The organism is Pseudomonas sp. GW822-FHT02G04, assembly GCF_058802085.1.
In genome coordinates this window covers 129,065-145,186 of record NZ_JBXANU010000005.1, presented here as the reverse complement: position 1 = coordinate 145,186, position 16,122 = coordinate 129,065, and the positions used below count along the sequence as shown (strand labels likewise).

The window sequence follows — 16,122 nt, the reverse complement described above, 5'->3', positions numbered from 1 at the left end:
GCTGGGAGCCATGGGTGGCCCCGGTTGCCCCTGGACACCTGTTCGTTTCCAAAGAGGTGCCAAGTCTATGAAGGACCTTTTCACCTACAGGCTTTTTACAAGGGTGGCGCGGCTGGGCAGTTTTTCTGCCGCGGCACGCGAAATGGGTCTTTCTCAATCCCAGGTCTCCAGGATTGTTGCCGATCTTGAAGCCGATCTCGGTACCCTGCTTTTGGCGAGATCAACACGCGCAGTTGTGCCCACTGAAGCAGGGGCGGACTTTCTGTCGCGCATGGAGCCCATCCTCGCGGCGGTGGAAGAAGCAGAGCAGAGTGTCCGCGAGGGCGCAGAGCTGCGAGGTGTTGTCCGAATCAGCATGCCAACGAGCATAGGCGTCAGGGAAATCATTCCGCGCCTCGCTCCGTTTGCCGCGATACACCCCAACCTTCATATCCAGGTCCTGCTCGCGGATCATTGGCAGGATCTGGTTCGAGATAATGTCGATGTTGCGATACGACTGGGGCGGCTGCTGGATTCCAGTGCGACCAGTCGCCAGATCATGACGATCTCCAGGTTGATTCTTGCCTCACCGTCCTATCTGAGCGCCGTCGGAGAGCCGGCCATACCGGAAGATCTGCAATCACATCGGATCATCGGAGGTCCAGCCACCGCGGTTCCGACAGCCTGGATGTTCAAGCGCAATGGAGAGACCAGGACAATCCAGCTCGAACCTCATTTCTCAACGGACGAAAATGAGGGCGCGGTTGCGGCGGCAACCGCAGGACTGGGGATCACGTCGACCACCGCCTGGGCGTGCCGGCGCGAGATTGAAAGCGGTGAGCTTGTCACGCTGCTCACCGATTGGGCGACAGAATCCGTACCTGTTCATGCCTATTTCCCCCATGGTTCACGTACCCGGCGTGCCGGCCGCGCCTTGATCGAGCACCTTGTATCCAGTCTCCTTGGCGAGGGCTGCGACACTTCAAGCGTGTAGGTTGATGACGCTCGATTTATGTATTCCTTACATAAAAGATAGCGATTCAGAGTGGCTACTCTGATCCCGCCGCACCTGCCAATTTAGTGTCACCACCCTGCACGACGCATCGGTCGATCTGTTCATCCCGGACGGCGCGCTGGATGGCCTTTATTTTCATCCATCCAGGAGAAGTGTCATGCGTATGACCGGCAATACTATCTTCATCACCGGCGGCGGCTCCGGCATTGGCCGAGGCCTGGCAGAAGCCTTCCACCAGCTCGGCAATCAGGTAATCATCTCTGGCCGGCGCAAAGCACGGCTGCAAGAAACGCTGGACGCCAATCCCGGAATGGCCGCGATTGAGCTCGACATAACCAATCCGGACAGCATCCAGACGGCAGCACAGACGCTCATTTCCAAGTACCCGGAGGTGAATGTGCTGATCAATAATGCCGGCATCATGATGCTGGATCACGTAGACAAGCCAGTCGACGATGCGCTCGCACTGTCGACCGTCACCACTAACCTGCTCGGCCCCATCCGCATGACCTCGGCTCTGGTCGAGCATCTGAAGGCGCAGCCTGATGCGGTGATCGTCAACGTCTCCTCCGTTCTTGGTTTCGTGCCGATGGCTGTGACGGCGATCTACTCGGCGACCAAGGCAGCCCTCCACTCCTACACGCTGTCACAGCGCTACCTGCTTCGCGGGCATGGCATCCAGCTGGTCGAAATCGCGCCGCCCTGGGTACGCACCGAGTTGCTCGATAGCAGCGAGGAAGAGCGCGCTATTCCTCTCGACCAGTTCATTACTGAGGCGATGAAGCAGTTCGAGAGTGGCGCGGACGAAATCCTCGTCTCTCCAGCGGAGGCTATGCGTGCCAACCCCGGCCCGAACGAACATGCGTGGGTCAATCAGTTCAACGACATGATCGCAGCCGGGCCGACTCTCGGCTGACCGCTACCGAGTCAGGCGGCCCCAGAGGTCGCCTGCTCCTCAGACGCATGGAATCCAACCCTTTACAGTCAGCCCCATTGGCTACAAAAGATGACCGATTAGCTACCGGTCCGAATCTTGTTCCACACCCGCGTCCGCACCCGGTCAATGCTCAGCGGCATCGCCTCAAGGGCAAACAATTTGCCCATCATTTCCGGGTTCGGATACACCTTGGTGTCGCTCTTGATGGCCGGGTCGATCAGATGGTCGGCCTGTTCGTTGCCGTTGGCGTAGTGCACGTAGTTGCTGATGCCGGCCATGACGTCGGGACGCAGCAAGTAGTTCATGAATGCGTAACCGGCTTTCTCGTCCGGGGCGTCGGCGGGCATGGCGACCATGTCGAACCAGATGGCTGCGCCTTCCTTGGGAATCAAGTAGCCGATGTCCACACCGTTCCCGGCCTCCTTGGCGCGGTTTTCCGCCTGGAGAATGTCCCCAGAGAAGCCGACGGCCACGCAGATGTCTCCGTTGGCCAGGTCGCTGGTGTATTTGGACGAGTGGAAATAACTGACATAGGGCCGGACTTTCATCAGCAGCGCTTCGGCCTTTTTATAGTCTTCGGGGTTCTTGCTGTGATGCGGCAGCCCCAGGTAATTCAACGCCGCCGGCAACAGTTCGGGCCCGTTGTCGAGGATCGCCACGCCGCACTTTTGCAGTTTTGCCATGTTCTCGGGCTTGAAGATCAGGTCCCAGGAATCCACCGGCGCGTTGTCGCCCAGCACCGCCTTGACCTTGGCCACGTTGTAGCCGATGCCGGTGCTGCCCCACAAATACGGGAAGCCATGCTCGTTGCCCGGGTCGTTGGCCTGCAACGTTTTGAGCAGTACCGGGTTGAGGTTTTTCCAGTTCGGCAGCTGGCTCTTGTCGAGTTTCTTCAGGGCCCCGCCCTCAATCTGTCGGGCCATGAAGTGGTTGGACGGGAATACCACGTCATACCCGGATGTGCCGGTCATCAACTTGCCATCAAGGGTTTCGTTGCTGTCGAAGACGTCGTAACTGAAGGCGATACCGGTTTCTTTCTGGAAGTTTTTTGTGGTGTCCGGGGCGATGTAGTCCGACCAGTTATAGATTTTCACGGTCTCGGCGGCCTGACTGAGGGTCGCGACGAGCGCAAGTGGAGCAAGCGTCAGTGTCTTTCGGATCATGGGTCGATTCCTGTTTGGGTTGTTTTCTTTTTATTGGAGAACTGGCAGGCAATCAGAGATCAAAAAATCAAAACGTAGGTCTTGCGCACGGTTTCCTGGATGTCCCAGATGCCGAGGCTGTTGGCTGGCAACATCAGTGCATCGCCGGCTTCTATGTAGAGGGTTTCACCGTCATCCGGGGTGAAGGTGCAGCGGCCCTGGATGAAGTGACAGAATTCCTGGGCAACGATCTGCCGGCGCCAGCGGCCGGGAGTGCATTCCCAGACGCCGGTTTCGACGCCGTCGTCGCGTTCGACGCTGGTGGTCGAGGCCACTGCCACGGGCATCCCCAGTGGCACGGCGACGGGCGTTGACTCTTCCAGCTTCAGGGTTGCGGTGTTCTTGAAGTGAGTGATTGCCATGGCAGTACCTGTCGATTGAGGAAATACCGTTCAGCGCATGAAACCTTCCATGAACCCTGCGACCCGGCCGGCCAGTTTGCGACGCCAGGGCGCGGTGGACGGGTTGGCCAGGGTCTGGTCTTCGTGAACGAAGCTGCGGATGATTGCGTTGTAGCCCAGCCAACGGCAGGGCTCCGGCTCCCAGGCCTTGAGCGCGTCGAGACCACCCTGAGCAATCACCCAAGGCTGGCGCACCAACTCGGTATCGCGCTGAAGAATCAGATCGGCCAGCGTCCGCCCGCCGAGGTTGCTGGCACCCACGCCCTCCCCGCCATAACCGCCCGACAAGGCGATGCCGCTGGCCTGATCGCAGAGCATGTGCGGCTTGAAGCGCCGGGACATCCCCAGGTTGCCGCCCCAGGCGTGGGTGATTCGCACGTTCTTGAGCTGCGGGAAGAGTTCACCGAACAGGTAGCGTCGTAACTGCACTTCGCTGGCGCTCAGCTCGAAGTCATGGCGCAACTTGCCAGCAAACTGATAGCCGCCACGGGCGCCGAACACCAGACGGTTATCTGCCGTGCGCTGGCCGTAGGTCACCTGGCGGCTGCCTTCGCTGAACGCCTGACCATGGCTGAGGCCGATGTCGTCCCAGGTCGCGGCGGACAGCGGTTCGGTCGCCACCAGTAAACTCTGCACGGGCAATTGATAACGACCCAGCGGCGGCAACGTGACCGCGTAACCTTCTACCGCCGGCACGATCCAGCGGCTGCGAACCTGCGCGCGTGCTGTGCGCAAACTGCCCGACTGCCACTGGGTGACCGGGCTGTTTTCATAAATTTTGACCCCCATGCGCTCCACCGCCCGTGCCAGACCTCGCACCAACTTTGCCGGGTGAATGGTCGCCACGTGCGGTGCATAGATACCGCCATAAGGTTTGGCGATTCTGATCTGTTGCGCCAATTGCTCGGGGCTGAGCCAGCGGTAGTCGGCCTCAGTCAGCCCTTGGCGGTAGAGTGCGTCCAGATAATCGCGCAGGCTGGCTTCCTGTTCCGGGTAACGCGCCGCACAGTAAAGCGCCCCGCCCTTGCGGTAATCGCAGTCAATGCCTTCTCGTTCGAGGACGATCTCTACTTCATCGGGGATGCCGTGCAACAGATCGAAAGAGGCGCGACGTTGTTCGGCTGGTAAACCGGCGAGCAAGCGGTCTTCACCCAGCAGGTTGCCCATCAACCAGCCGCCGTTACGGCCCGACGCACCAAAACCCGCGGTTTGTGCTTCGACGATGGCGATGTTCAGACCCGGCGCCAGGCGCTTAAGGTAGTACGCAGTCCAGAGCCCGGTGTATCCGGCGCCGATGATGGCCACGTCGACGTCCAGGTCCTGTTCCAACGCCGGGCGCGCCAGCAACGGCTCGTCGAGTTGATCCATCCACAAACTGATCCTTCGCCACGCCGTCATGCAAGACTCCACCGCTCAACACTTCGATGGCGTCGATCCTAGTGCGTGGGCTCAGGGGCTGTCTTGCGCGCGTGCACGCAAAGAAATTTGTTTGGCGTAAGCCTTGGGCGACAGGCCAGTGTGCTGGCGGAAACAGCTGTAAAACGCCGACAGCGAATTGAAGCCTGCGGCAAAGGCCAGCTCATCGATGCGCAGTGGCGGCGTGGCACTGTCCAGTGCCGCGAGCAAATGCTGCAACCGCGCCTGATTGACGTAACGGTAGAAGCTTTGCCCGAGCACCTGGTTCAACAGGTAGGAAATCTGATTGCGGCTGTACCCGCACTCCTTCGCCACCCGTTGCAGGTCGAGTTCGGGATCCAGGTACGGCTGCTGCCCCTGGAAATACTGCTGCAAGTCTTCGGCCATGAAACTCAGTTGCCGCGGTGACAACCCGAGCCGGCTGACCGCTGGCCGCAGGTTGCGGGTGGCTTTGCCGGACGCTTGTTCGTGTACAAGGGTTGCGTATTCATTGACCCGCCAGATCAGCCCGTCACGTACGGTGATCGCCTCGCTGGTCCGAAACGACACCAGCCCTTCACCGCCGCGAAGGGTGATGCGGTATTGAATGAACGCCGTGTTGCCATCCAGTCGGATACGGTCCGAGTGCTCCAGCGCCTCATCCGGATCGCGAGGCATGCTGTCACGCACGTACTCGCGCAACGCGTCCAGGCCCATCACGCGGTTCTGGAAAAAGTCGTTGTACTGAATGTCCGGATGATAAAGCGCCATCACACCGTCCAGATCCCGGTGTTTCCAGCGCAGGTGGTAACGCATGACCGTGTCGCCCGTGGCCTGGGTTTGCAACGGACCATCATCATCGGCGTGCATAGAGGACTCGACGAGAAAAAACCGAGCTTGCCGAAGTTCAGTCCGGGCTTCAATGACCAATGGGATTCCCAGTAATGCTGGCCTTTGGCCGAAATGCCGGCCTCTCATGACCTGGGTCAAAAAAAACTGAACCAATCGCTGAACGGTCTGAAAAATTCCACATGATTTTCACATCCGGGTGCTACTTTTAAAGACAGTCACCGGTTGAGCCAATGAAGGCTCTTCCCTCCTAACATGAGCTAAAGGAAGCGCTCGATGATGAAGGCGGGCAACACATGAATCAAGGGTCATTCAGTAAGGTCACTTTTCCAAATGCCTGCCAGCTGATGCGCTGGCATTTTCATCCCATGGGTTTCGAGGCGACCATGGATGCACCGGGCAGCATGGTCGCCCGCCTGTTCGACCGTGCCAGTGGCGAAACCATGATCGCCATTGCCGGTATTCCTTGTGCAACGGTCATGAATGCCGCCGATGTAGAGCGGATTATCGAAGCGGTCGAGGATGAGCTGGAAGCGTTCATTCCTCCGCAGACGCTCAGGAGTTATGCCTGACAACCAACACCCGACAAAAAGCCCGCTCATCGATTTAGCGGGCTTTTTGTAGCAGCTAACTGATAGACATCAGGGCCTGGGCCAAATCGGCGCGCAGGTCTTCGACATCCTCCACCCCCACAGACAGACGCACCAGCGCATCGCTGATACCTAGCTGCGCGCGGGTTTCTGCGGGGATGGTGGCATGAGTCATGATCGCCGGGTGCTCGATCAGGCTTTCCACTCCGCCCAGGCTCTCGGCCAAAGCGAAGATCCGTACACTCTCGAGGAAACGTCTGGCGCCCGCCAAGTCGCTGTTCAGCTCGACGGAAATCATCCCGCCAAACCCGCGCATTTGTCGCCGTGCCAGTTCGTGCTGCGGGTGCGATGCCAGGCCCGGATAATACACGTGTGCCACTTGCGGCTGACGTTCCAGCCATTGCGCCAACTCCAGCGCGTTGGTGCAATGACGCTCCATGCGCAGCGCCAGGGTTTTCACCCCACGCAAAGTGAGGAACGCGTCGAACGGCCCGGCGATGGCCCCCACTGCGTTCTGCAGAAAGCCCAGGCGCTCGGCCAGATCGACGTTTTGCCCGACCACCGCGATGCCGCCGATCACGTCGGAATGACCGTTCATGTACTTGGTCGTCGAGTGCAGCACGATATCGAAGCCCAACTCCAGCGGGCGCTGGATCCACGGGCTGGCGAAGGTGTTGTCCGCCACGCAGATGATGCCTCGCTCGCGGCAGATGCGCGCGACGGCAGCGAGGTCAGTCAGGCTTAGCAAAGGATTGCTCGGCGTCTCAACCCAAACCATCCGCGTGTCGTCCTGCAGCGCGGCTTCGAAAGTCGCCAGATCAGCCATATCGACGAAGCTGAAACGATGCCCGGCGCTGCGTCGGCGCACCCGTTCGAACAGGCGGAAAGTCCCGCCGTACAAATCATTGCCAGAGACGATGTGCGCGCCAGCGTCGAGCAGTTCGAGCACGGTGGCGATCGCCGCCAGCCCGGAGGCAAAGGCGAAAGCCTGGGTGCCGCCCTCAAGGTCCGCCACGCAACGCTCCAGCGCAAAGCGCGTCGGGTTGTGCGAACGCCCGTAGTCGAAGCCCTTGTGCACACCGGGGCTCTGCTGCGCATAGGTGGAATTGGCGTAGATCGGCGGCATCAGCGCCCCGGTGGTTGGGTCCGGCGTTTGTCCGGCATGGATCACACGGGTGGCAAAGCCCCGTGGCGCGTTGGTCTCATCGTGCTGACTCATGTCAGGGATCTCCGCAAGTGATTGAGCATGTCCACGCGGGTAATCAAGCCGTGAAAGCCCGAGGTGTCGGCGATGATCGCCACCAGCCCACGGTCGAGCACCGCCTCCAGTTCAGCAAGACTGGCGCCAGGAGGCAGGGTTTCGAGCTTGTCGGTCATCGCGCTGGTCACGGTCATACGGAAGTGCGTAGCGTCCTCGTGCACGCCAAGCAGAATGTCGGACTCATCAATTACCCCGACCAGCTGCTGCCCACCCACCAGCACCGGCAGTTGCGACACATCCGCCAGGCGCATGCGCTGGAAGGCCGTGAGCAAGGTGTCGTCCGGGCCGACGCTGACCACCCGGCCATCCTCGAAACGCCGCGCGATCAGGTCACGCAAATCGCCGTAGCGTTTGCGCGCCAGCAAGCCCTGATCGTTCATCCACTGGTCGTTATAGATCTTCGACAAGTAGCGGGTGCCGGTGTCGCAAACGAAACTGACCACCCGCTTCGGCTCGGTTTGCTCACGGCAATAGCGCAATGCCGCCGCCAGCAAGGTGCCGGTCGAAGAGCCGCCGAGAATGCCTTCGGCGCGCAGCAGTTGGCGGGCATGATCGAAGCTTTCCTCGTCGCTGATCGAATAGGCCTTGCGCACGCTGGAAAGGTCGGCAATCGATGGAATGAAGTCCTCGCCGATGCCCTCCACTGCCCAGGAGCCAGGCGTACCGAGGATCCCGCTGCGGCTGTACTCGGCCATCACCGAGCCGACCGGATCGGCCAGCACCATTTCCAGGTCAGGCTGCACCCGGCGAAAGAAACGGGTCAGCCCGGTCAGCGTGCCGGCCGAACCGACGCCGACAACAATGGCATCCACATCATGCTGAGTCTGCGCCCAGATCTCCGGCGCGGTGCTGCACTCGTGGGCCAGCGGGTTGGCCGGGTTGTTGAATTGATCGGCGAAAAACGCGTCGGGAATGTCCTTGGTCAATCGCGCCGCGACATCCTGGTAATAATCGGGATGCCCTTTGCCGACGTCGGAGCGGGTGATGTGCACTTCGGCGCCCATCGCCTTGAGGTGCAAGACCTTCTCGGTGGACATCTTGTCCGGCACCACCAGCACCACCCGGTAACCCTTGGCGCGGCCGACCAAGGCCAGACCCAGACCGGTGTTGCCGGCCGTGGCCTCGACGATAGTGCCGCCGGGGCGCAAACGACCATCGCGCTCGGCGGCGTCGATCATCGCCAGGCCGATGCGATCCTTGATCGAACCGCCGGGGTTCTGCGATTCGAGTTTGAGAAACAGTGTGCACGGGCCGGTATCGAAGCGGCTGATACGCACCAGCGGCGTATTGCCGATCAGTTCGAGCACGGCGGGACGGGAGTTGTTCGGCATGTCGTCACCTCGCTACGGGTATCCGCACTGGATGGACAACGACCTGAAGCCAGTCGAGCACATCCGTCGCGGTCAAAGCCTCGCTTGGACCATAGGCCGGGATCGCGCCCCTCGCAACTTTTGTGGCGAGCGAGCTTGTTGTGGCGAGGGAGCTTGCTCCCGCTTGAGTGCGCAGCGCTCACAAAATCGGCAATGCTTGTCGCATTTTTGGGGCCGCTACGCAGCCCAGCGCGAGCAAGCTCCCTCGCCACAGGTTTTTTTGACTCAAGTCTCTCTTGAGGATCAGGCCTGCACTTTTCCCTGACGGTGATCGGCAAAAAACGCCTTGCCCTTGCCGATCCGGTCGGAGGCCTTGGGCATATTCGCCGCCTGGGTATCCTGGCCATCGACATACCAGTAGCAATGGCTCACCGCCCGGGTGATGCCCACGTACGCCAGTCGCAGGATCTCGTCTTTCTGTGCGCTGTCGTAGGGCTCGCTGTCGCCGGCCTTGCCGAGCCCGGCCATACGATAGACCTGGTTCTTGTAAGGTGAACTGGTCAGGTGCTGGCAATCGCCCAGCAGGAATACCGCATCAGCTTGCAGGCCCTTGGCGCTGTGATAGGTCAGTTGCTTGAGCCTTCGCGCGTCGTACGGCAAGCTGGAATCCACATTAACTACAGACTGAATATGCTCTTCTATCAATGACTTATCGCTGCTTTTTCGATAAAGCATCAAGATTGAATCACCTTTTCTGTAGTGCTCGATCAAGCGTTGGGCCATGCCCTGATCATCCCGATCGAGCACGCTCACCGGCAGCAGCGCCTTGGGTTCGCCGCTGGCCTTGGCCTTCTTGCCGGCGATTGCCGGTGCGGCGCGGACGATGTGTTCCGCTGCGTCGATGATGTGCTGATGGCTGCGGTAATTGTCGCTGAGCATCACCTTGGTCGTGCTCGGTGACGGGAACTCCTTGTTGAACTCCATGAAGTAGCTCGGCGAACTACCGCGCCAGCCGTAAATCGACTGCCAATCGTCCCCCACACAGAGCAACGACGAACGTTGCGCGCCGCGCCCTACATGCATGGCCGGGCCACGACTGCGGATTTCCGCCAGGCTGGCTCGAATCCAGGAAACGATCTGCGGCGACACGTCCTGAAACTCGTCAATCATCAAGTGCGACATCGACCTCAACAGCTCATCGCTGAGCAGCTTGAGATTCTCCGGCGAATGCTCGCTGAACAGGGCAAACATCCGGTTGTAAGTCATCACGGGGGGCGACTGATCCAGCAGATGATCTTCCAGCGCTCGCCAGAACAGGCTCAAAGCCTCGAAGAAGAACCGGTCCGGGTCATCCTTGGCGAAACTCATCTGGCCCACGGCATTGGGTACATCCAGGCCGAGGTTTTCGATAAACCCGGCCGCCGCGACAAAACAGTCCAGCAACGGCGCGGAAGCGAGCTCGCCCTTGACCTTGTAATCGAAGCCCGGCCCGGCGCTGGCGTCACCGGCAAGAGACGCCAGAACACGCTTTGAAGATTCGTAACTATCTAGCCATATCAATGGCTTACGGCAGAAAGCTTGAAACAGGGTGCGCTTTACAGCCCATTCCGCGCGCACGGTAAGCTTGGCATTCGGGCGGCTGACCTGTGGGTTTTCCCGAGGGTCGAAACCCAGCACCACCCAGGCATCCAGTGCCGAAATATAGCCGTGGCAATGGAAGGTCGAACCGTTGATGTCGAAGGTCTGACGATTCGGCTCGATGCCCTTGATCGGCCAGGCGCCGGCGCGAAACCACAGGTCCTCAATGGTGTCGCACAGCTCTTCATCGCGCTTGGCGGCCAGTTCAGTCACCGCCATGCGTTTTTGCACGTCCGGGTGATCGCGCTCCAGTTCCTTGAGCTGCAAGGCGTGACGAGACAACGGCTTGATCAACTCACGGAAACGCTCATCACAGGTGTGCAAGTTGTGATAGCAGGCGTTGAGTTGCTGGCGCTGAGCGTCGTTGATTCGCAGGTCGAAGGGATTGCTGTCGACCTCCTCATCGGCACCCTGCACGCGGAAGCTGAGGTTTTCGAAGGCTTGCAGGCGTTCGAAACCCGGCAGGCTGCGCACCATCGGCAGGATCCGCGAATGAAAGGTGCGCACCAGGTCCCGCGCTTCTTTGAAGCTGAGTGCCCGGCCCCACACGGCAAACAGTTCGATCAGCTTATTGATGAAGTCCTTGCGCGACTCGCGGGTAAAGGTCACCACCGTCATCGAACTCAGCTCAAATCCCAGGTAATGGCTGAGCAACAGGATTCGCAGCACCAGGGTGGTCGACTTGCCCGCGCCCGCACCAGCAATCACCGAGGTCGACGGTGTGTCGCTGAAAATCATCTTCCACTGGGCAGCGCTCGGCTGGGCATGCGCGGGCAGCAGTCGCGCCACGTCGGCCTTCATGCGCTTCTTCAGCTCGGCGCTCAATGGCAGGCGCCAATCGTCGAACAGGTTGTCATCGACGTTGGGCGGTCGATGCTCGGTCGAGCGCGAGTCACGGATCAGCAGCACTTGCCGGCCTTCTTCCAGGCCCTCGAGTTTGCCTTCCTTATAGCCGTATTCCACACCAGCGCTGTGACCGCTGCGAAAACCGTCGGCTTGCCCGTGCAGCCAGGACGCACGGTGTTGCGCGCGCAGGCGGGTCAGGCCGTGGCCAAAGAACCGGGCGGCCAGACGTTTGAGCAAAGGCATCTCGGCCAGGGGACGAAGTTCGGGCGGAAGATCGGGTGTGTGTTGCGGCACGCAGGCGGACTCCAGTGTGTGAGGCTGTCGAGGGCTATGGTGTCTGCATTTGCCGTTGAGTTCTAGTGAAATGCTTACAGGTCATTGGCTTATGCGATGAAGTGAAGGCTGGATGAGAATTTTTCGAGGTTATTTTATATCGATTAATTCGATTGTATTGAGGTATTTTTTACGCTTTTTATCGATCAGTACCTGATAGATGATGTTCGCCATCAACCACCGGTTCTCGTTTGTGGCTCAGGCGTTCTGCCCCATGACGAACCTTTTCAGGAGACGATCATGCTTGAACTCAGACCTTTCAACTCCCTGGGCGGCGCGCACCATGGCTGGCTGGATGCCCATCACCACTTTTCGTTCGCCGAGTACTACGACCCCAAACGCATGAACTGGGGCAACCTGCGGGTGTGGAACGATGATGTGATTGCCCCCGGCACCGGGTTCCCGCAACACCCGCACCGGGACATGGAAATCATCACCTACGTTCGTGAAGGCGCGATTACCCACCAGGACAACCTGGGCAACAAGGGCCGCACCGAAGCGGGTGATGTGCAGGTCATGAGCGCCGGCACCGGGATCGCCCACAGTGAATACAACCTGGAAGCGACCGAGACCCGGATCTTTCAGATCTGGATCATCCCCAACGAAACCGGTCTGGCACCGTCGTGGGGCGCCAAGCCCTTCCCCAAAGGCCAGCGCGAAGGCTTCGTGACCCTGGCCAGCGGCAAGGCCGGCGACGATCAAAGCCTGCGGATTCGCGCCAATGCGCGTCTGGTAGCGGCCAACCTGAAAGCCGGAGAAACGGCGGAATATCGTCTGGACAGTGGCCGTCGCGCTTATCTGGTGCCAGCGACCGGTGTGATTGAAGTCAACGGCTTGCGCGCACAAGCTCGAGACGGGATTGCGGTTGCCGATGAGCAAGTGTTGCGGGTGACTGCGATCGAGGACAGTGAAATCGTCTTGGTGGATGTGGCTTGAGACGGTAAATGCGCGGCAAAAAAAGGGGGCGACCGTTGACGGTCGCCCCTTTTTTATGTGTAGCCATTGTGGTGAGGGGATTTACCGTGGCGAGGGGGCTTGCCCCCGTTGGGTTGCGAAGCAGCCCCAAACCAGCAAGCGCGGTGCATCAGGTACACCGCATGCAATGGTTTACGACTGCTTCGCAGCCGAACGGGGGCAAGCCCCCTCGCCACAGGCAAGACCCCACACCACAGGGCCCTCAATCACTTCGCAGAAATTGCGCCATCCACCAGTGTCTGAGCCTCGGCCACCAGTTGCTTGAGGTGGTCATCACTGACAAAGCTTTCTGCGTAGATCTTGTAGATGTCTTCGGTGCCCGACGGCCGTGCCGCGAACCAGCCGTTCTCGGTCATGACTTTCAGACCGCCGATGGCCTGGTCGTTGCCCGGTGCATGGCTGAGGATGCTCTGGATCGCTTCGCCCGCCAGTTGAGTCGAGGTGACCTGCTCCGGCGACAATTTGCTCAGCAGTGCTTTCTGTTCAGGATTGGCCTTGGCATCAACGCGTACCGAGAACGGCTCACCCAGTTCATCGGTCAACGCGCGATAGGCCTGGCTTGGATCACGACCCGTGCGGGCGGTCATTTCAGCGGCCAGCAGCGCCGGAATCAAACCGTCCTTGTCGGTACTCCAGACACCGCCGTCCTTACGCAGGAACGACGCCCCGGCACTTTCTTCGCCGCCAAAACCCAGGGAGCCGTCGAACAGACCGTCGGCAAACCATTTGAAACCGACCGGCACTTCGTACAGACGACGACCCAGACGTTTGGCGACGCGATCGATCAAGCCGCTGCTGACCACGGTTTTACCCACGGCCGCATCGGCGCGCCACTGTGGACGGTTCTGGAACAGGTAGTCGATCGACACCGCGAGGTAGTTGTTCGGCGCCAGCAAACCGCCGGACGGGGTCACGATGCCATGGCGGTCGTGATCCGGGTCACAGGCAAACGCCACGTCGAAACGTTCTTTCAGGCCGATCAGGCCTTGCATCGCGTGGCTGGACGATGGGTCCATGCGGATCTGCCCGTCCCAGTCAACGGTCATGAAACGGAACGTTGCATCAACCTGTTTATTCACCACTTCCAGGTCCAGGCGGTAGTGCTCGGCAATCGCCGACCAGTAACGCACCCCTGCTCCGCCCAGCGGATCGACACCCAGACGCAGCTTCGCATCGCGGATGGCGTCGAAGTCGATCACGTTGATCAGGTCCGCGACATAAGTGTTGAGGTAGTCGTGACGATGGGTGGTGCTGGCTTTCAGGGCCTGCTCGTAGCTGATGCGTTTGACGCCGGCGAGTTTGGCTGCCAGCAACTCGTTGGCCTTGGCTTCGATCCACTTGGTGATGTGGGTATCGGCCGGGCCGCCGTTGGTTGGGTTGTACTTATAGCCACCGCTTTGCGGCGGGTTGTGGGACGGCGTGATGACGATGCCGTCCGCCAGGCCTGAAGTGCGCCCGCGGTTGTAGCAAAGAATCGCATGGGAAATGGCCGGCGTCGGGGTGTACTCGTCGCCTTCGGCGATCATCACCGTCACACCGTTCGCCGCAAGCACTTCCAGGGCGCTGGCACCGGCCGGCGTGGACAGCGCGTGGGTGTCGATCCCGACGAACAGCGGGCCGTCGATGCCCTGGGCTTCGCGGTACAGGCAGATCGCCTGGCTGATGGCCAGGACGTGCCATTCGTTGAAACTCAAGTCGAACGAGCTACCTCGGTGTCCGGACGTGCCGAAGGCGACGCGCTGGGTAGAAATGGCTGCATCGGGCTGGCCGGTGTAATAGGCCGTTACCAGTCGCGGGATGTCGACCAACAGTTCTGCCGGTGCCGGTTTGCCCGCAAAAGGACTGAGTGTCATGCAAAACCTCTGAGAGAGAGTGGTTCGGGATAGGCACGCAGTTTACTGACAGTTTGGCCATCGCGCGACGTTATCGAATGTCAGGTTCCGAGGATGCCTGGCGCCTCGGCTCAATCGAACGATTCCAGGCGCAAGGCATCCCCCAGCAGCCCCAGTGCGGCAACGAGTTCGTGGTCGCCACCGAACGTATGACTCAGGCGCAAGTGCTGCGCGTGCAGGCCCTGCAGGCTGAATAACTCCCCCGGCGCGATGACCACTTGCTGTTTGAGCAGCCGCTGGAACACTCGATGTAGATTGACCTGGCGCAACGAGCGGATCCAGATCGTCGCCCCGCCCCGGGGTTCGACGAAATGCAGCGCATCCGGCAGACGCTCCTGGAGCAGCTGGGTCATCAGCACCATGCGTTCCTTGAGCAGCCGACGCAACACCAGCAGGTGTTGATCGATGCGTCCGTTGCTGTACAGCCGTGCGATGGCTTTCTGGCGAATCAGCGACAAGCGGAATGCCCGCAGCAGAAAGTGCCGCTGCAGCTCGGCGCGCAGTTGTCGCGAGAGCAAATAACCAAAGGGCGCCTCCGAGCCGATGATTTTCTCGAACGTGGAAAACACGATCAGCCGATCAGGGTCCAGCAGGTCGCGAAACCGCAAGCCATTGGGTTCGAATTCGAGCTCGCCGTAACAATCGTTTTCCAACACCCAACAGCCATGCCGTTCCAGCAGTTGCGCAGTGGATTGCCGGTTGCCGTCAGGCGCCACACTCCCGCGCGGCATGTTCAGCCCCGATGAAAGCATCACCAGTCGCACCTGCCCGGTCTCGAGCAGTTCTCTCAGCTGTTCAAGATCCAGGCCGCCACAGGCTTGCAGCGGCAGCTCGATAACCTGCACGTCCGCGTCCCGGAACAGGCGCAGAATCACCCAGTCGCACGGCGACTCGACCACCACCACCGTGCCTTTGAGCTCAAGGACGGCGATCAATATTTCCAGTACACCGCGCAGGTCTGCGCCGATATAGACATCGTCGGCATGCCAGCAACGTGTCGGCGAAGTGGTGTAGCGTGCCGCAAGGGCCGTGCGCAGTTCCAGCTCGCCGCAGGGTTGTGAAGACGGTTGTGGCTGGCGCGGATACTGGCGCAGCAGTTCTCTCTCCAGCAACAACAACGGGCTGTCCAGGGGTTGTAACAACGCCGGTTCATCGGCGCTCAACACCAGCATGCCGGGGCGCCTGGCGTTGACATAGACTGTTTCGAGCAGGTCTTTGCCGCTGCCGGGCAGGCCGATAGAGGACACCGGCAGTGCGTAATAGCCCGACTTGGCAACCGAATAGATGCGTCCTTCCTTCTCCAGCAGCGAATAGGCGTATTGAATGGTCGAGATCGACACACTCAAACGATCCGCCAACTGCCGCAATGAAGGCAGGCGCACTCGCACGTCACTGCCCGGTTCATTGATCAGATTGTTCAGGTAGCGGTACACCGCCTGGTACGCGAAATCGGAATCTCGTGATCCTTTCATGGGTGATGACCGAACACGCTACGAACG

At 60.1% G+C, this 16,122-nt stretch carries 13 protein-coding genes; 4 read left to right on the top strand and 9 right to left on the bottom strand.

Annotation, left to right across the window (positions count from 1 at the left end; all coding sequences use genetic code 11):
• The first annotated feature begins 67 nt into the window (after positions 1-67).
• A complete protein-coding gene (locus tag AC1RO5_RS09230) occupies positions 68-973 on the top strand; it encodes a LysR family transcriptional regulator (protein WP_493174627.1) in 906 nt (301 codons plus the stop codon).
• 178 nt (positions 974-1,151) lie between these two features.
• Positions 1,152-1,910 carry an SDR family oxidoreductase gene (locus AC1RO5_RS09225; protein ID WP_493174626.1) on the top strand — a complete coding sequence of 253 codons (759 nt, stop codon included), beginning with the start codon at positions 1,152-1,154 and terminating at the stop codon, positions 1,908-1,910.
• Positions 1,911-2,008: 98 nt separating this feature from the next.
• Here the strand turns inward: AC1RO5_RS09225 and AC1RO5_RS09220 are convergent, their stop codons facing one another.
• The 4 genes from AC1RO5_RS09220 to AC1RO5_RS09205 are packed head-to-tail and all read right to left on the bottom strand — an operon-like array spanning position 2,009 to position 5,799.
• Positions 2,009-3,094, bottom strand: a complete 1,086-nt coding sequence (locus AC1RO5_RS09220) for a polyamine ABC transporter substrate-binding protein (protein WP_493174625.1) — start codon at positions 3,092-3,094, stop codon at positions 2,009-2,011.
• A gap of 59 nt (positions 3,095-3,153) precedes the next feature.
• The gene (locus AC1RO5_RS09215) at positions 3,154-3,495 is read right to left on the bottom strand and encodes a cupin domain-containing protein (RefSeq protein ID WP_007936626.1); all 342 of its coding nucleotides are present in this window, start codon (positions 3,493-3,495) and stop codon (positions 3,154-3,156) included.
• Positions 3,496-3,525: 30 nt separating this feature from the next.
• Complete coding sequence (locus AC1RO5_RS09210; RefSeq protein WP_493174624.1) at positions 3,526-4,932, bottom strand: NAD(P)/FAD-dependent oxidoreductase; 1,407 nt, start codon at positions 4,930-4,932, stop codon at positions 3,526-3,528.
• Positions 4,933-4,983: 51 nt separating this feature from the next.
• Complete coding sequence (locus AC1RO5_RS09205; protein ID WP_493174623.1) at positions 4,984-5,799, bottom strand: helix-turn-helix transcriptional regulator; 816 nt, start codon at positions 5,797-5,799, stop codon at positions 4,984-4,986.
• A 275-nt stretch (positions 5,800-6,074) separates the two neighbouring features.
• Here AC1RO5_RS09205 and AC1RO5_RS09200 point away from each other — a divergent pair, with 275 nt between their 5' ends.
• On the top strand, positions 6,075-6,350 hold the full coding sequence (locus AC1RO5_RS09200) for a DUF1652 domain-containing protein (RefSeq protein ID WP_018926009.1): 276 nt from the start codon (positions 6,075-6,077) through the stop codon (positions 6,348-6,350).
• Positions 6,351-6,405: 55 nt separating this feature from the next.
• Here AC1RO5_RS09200 and AC1RO5_RS09195 read toward each other — a convergent pair whose 3' ends face one another.
• From AC1RO5_RS09195 to AC1RO5_RS09185, 3 genes are all read right to left on the bottom strand, one after another.
• On the bottom strand, positions 6,406-7,587 hold the full coding sequence (locus AC1RO5_RS09195) for a cystathionine gamma-synthase (protein WP_493174622.1): 1,182 nt from the start codon (positions 7,585-7,587) through the stop codon (positions 6,406-6,408).
• Positions 7,584-8,960, bottom strand: a complete 1,377-nt coding sequence (locus tag AC1RO5_RS09190) for a pyridoxal-phosphate dependent enzyme (RefSeq protein WP_493174621.1) — start codon at positions 8,958-8,960, stop codon at positions 7,584-7,586. Before AC1RO5_RS09190 ends, AC1RO5_RS09195 begins: the two co-directional genes overlap by 4 nt.
• A gap of 282 nt (positions 8,961-9,242) precedes the next feature.
• Complete coding sequence (locus tag AC1RO5_RS09185; protein ID WP_493174620.1) at positions 9,243-11,717, bottom strand: UvrD-helicase domain-containing protein; 2,475 nt, start codon at positions 11,715-11,717, stop codon at positions 9,243-9,245.
• A 279-nt stretch (positions 11,718-11,996) separates the two neighbouring features.
• Between AC1RO5_RS09185 and AC1RO5_RS09180 the strand changes: the two genes are divergently transcribed.
• Positions 11,997-12,692: a pirin family protein gene (locus AC1RO5_RS09180; RefSeq protein ID WP_493174619.1), complete on the top strand. Its 696-nt coding sequence runs from the start codon at positions 11,997-11,999 to the stop codon at positions 12,690-12,692.
• 245 nt (positions 12,693-12,937) lie between these two features.
• Here AC1RO5_RS09180 and pgm read toward each other — a convergent pair whose 3' ends face one another.
• Positions 12,938-14,584 carry a phosphoglucomutase (alpha-D-glucose-1,6-bisphosphate-dependent) gene (gene pgm / locus AC1RO5_RS09175; RefSeq protein WP_019579023.1) on the bottom strand — a complete coding sequence of 549 codons (1,647 nt, stop codon included), beginning with the start codon at positions 14,582-14,584 and terminating at the stop codon, positions 12,938-12,940.
• 110 nt (positions 14,585-14,694) lie between these two features.
• Positions 14,695-16,095: an aminotransferase-like domain-containing protein gene (locus AC1RO5_RS09170; protein ID WP_493174618.1), complete on the bottom strand. Its 1,401-nt coding sequence runs from the start codon at positions 16,093-16,095 to the stop codon at positions 14,695-14,697.
• Positions 16,096-16,122: the final 27 nt, after the last annotated feature.